2 protein-coding genes are annotated in these 1,819 nt (G+C 63.4%); one reads left to right on the top strand and one right to left on the bottom strand.

Annotation, left to right across the window (positions count from 1 at the left end):
* Positions 1–76: 76 nt before the first annotated feature.
* Positions 77–370, bottom strand: a complete 294-nt coding sequence (locus A9D60_RS02910; RefSeq protein WP_065266230.1) for a DUF2218 domain-containing protein — start codon at positions 368–370, stop codon at positions 77–79.
* A 266-nt stretch (positions 371–636) separates the two neighbouring features.
* Here A9D60_RS02910 and A9D60_RS02905 point away from each other — a divergent pair.
* Positions 637–1,819 (top strand): ABC transporter transmembrane domain-containing protein (locus A9D60_RS02905; protein WP_141117799.1); only part of this gene is annotated, 1,183 nt, incomplete at its 3' end.

Below are 1,819 nucleotides of genomic sequence, written 5' to 3'. Positions count from 1 at the left end.
CCTTGCTGGAGAGGTTTCGCTGCGAAACCTGCGGCCACGGGTAGGAAAACCAACCCGTTTTGTCAAGATTTCGGGATCAGGCGGCGTTTGATTGCCAGTCCATGGCTTCAAACTCTTCGCGGAAGGCGAAGCGGATGAGGTGGCGGTCGATGATATCGCGCGCCTCGGCCAGGTCTGCCGCGTCGGGGGCGGTGACCTCGGCGGTGAGGGTGTTTTCAGTGGCGCGCAGCGTGGCAGGCCCCATTCCCAGCGCGATGGTGCCGCGGTTGCCGTCGTGCTCCACGGCAACCTTGTGGGCGAAATGCTTGCACAGCTGCTGCAGGTATTTGGAGGCGTTCGGGGTCTCAAAAAGGCCCTGGTCGGTGAGCATATTACAATCCTTATTGTTTTACTCAGATTGCGGCACAATAACGCGCTGCAGGCCTACCGCAAGCGGAAATCCTGGGCGCATTTTGCCGCCGCTGCGTGATTTTCGCTGCTGACAAGCGGGGCCGGGACGCGTAGAAGGGCCGGGCTGCGGTGCAGGCAGGATCCGCGCCCTTGCCTTTGTTAGACTCTGTTTTCAGGGTTTCGGGCCGGGCGGATACGGCGACCCACATCTCAAGCGGTTCCACGAAAATCCTTGAGAGGCTCCCCATGTTCCGGGCTTTTGAAAATCTTGTCGATCCCTTTGCGCCTGCGCATCAGGCGCCGCCGCGGGCCAGTTTAAGGGTCTATCTGGCGCAGCAACTGGCACCCTACCGCAAATGGCTACCGCTGATGTTTGCCACCGGCGTTCTGACCGCGCTGATGGAGAGCGGGCTGATCTTCTATTCCGGCCGGGTGGTGGACCTGATGGCAGAGACCGGCGCCGGGGCGTTCTGGGCGCAGCATGGGACCGAAATGCTGCTGGCGCTGTTCTGCGTGCTGATTGTGCGGCCGTCGCTGGTGGGGCTCAATCACCTGCTGCTGGAGCAGACGCTGTCATCGAACCTGCAAGAGCAGGTGCGCTGGCAGGCGCACCGGCATCTGCTGGGGCAGTCGGCGGGGTTCTTTCAGAATGATTTTGCCGGGCGGCTGAGCAACCGGGTGATGCAGATGGGGCCTGCGGTGCAGGACAGCGTGCATATGCTGTTCGAGGCGGTGCTGTTTGCCGTCACCTACATGATCGGCGCGGTGGTGGTGCTGACGCAGATCGACTGGCGGCTGGCGGTGCCCCTGGTGGCCTGGGTCGGGCTTTATGCGCTTTATGTGCGCCACACCGCGCTGAATGTGGCGGCGACGGCAGAGAAATGGTCCGATGCGCGCTCTGCCGCGACCGGGCGGATTGTCGATGCCTATGGCAATATCGAGACGGTGAAGCTGTTTGCCCGCGACGGGCAGGAGCAGGCCTATGCCTTGTCGGCGCTGCGGCGGCTGCGGACGCGCTATCAGCGGTTCCTGCGGATGATGACGCGGCTGGCGTTTGGCAGTATTGCCATCAATGGCGTGCTGATCCTGATTGTGGTGGCGCCGGCGGTCTGGCTGTGGATGCGCGGCGTTGTCAGCGTTGGCGAGGTTGCAGCGGTCTCGGCCCTGACCATCCGCTTGAACGGGATGAGCGGCTGGATCCTGTGGGTGACGATCCGGCTGTTTGAGAACATGGGCGTGATCCGGGAAGGTCTGCGGTCCTTGTCGGCCGCGCATGAGGTAACGGATGCGCCCGGCGCAAAGCCGCTGGAGGTGGCCCGTGCCGAGGTGCGGATCGAGGGGCTGCGGCACCATTACGGCAATACGCGGGGCGGGGTGAACGGCATTGATCTGCACATTCCGGCAGGCCAGCGGGTGGGCATTGCCGGGC

Source organism: Leisingera sp. JC1, from assembly GCF_001679925.1.
In the GTDB taxonomy this organism is placed as follows: Bacteria; Pseudomonadota; Alphaproteobacteria; order Rhodobacterales; family Rhodobacteraceae; genus Leisingera.
This window is presented reverse-complemented; position numbering and strand designations above follow the sequence as displayed.

Excerpts from the sequence above, each read along its gene's own strand:
- A9D60_RS02910 (WP_065266230.1), bottom strand. The coding sequence starts at position 370 with ATGCTCACCGACCAGGGCCTTTTTGAGACCCCGAACGCCTCCAAATAC.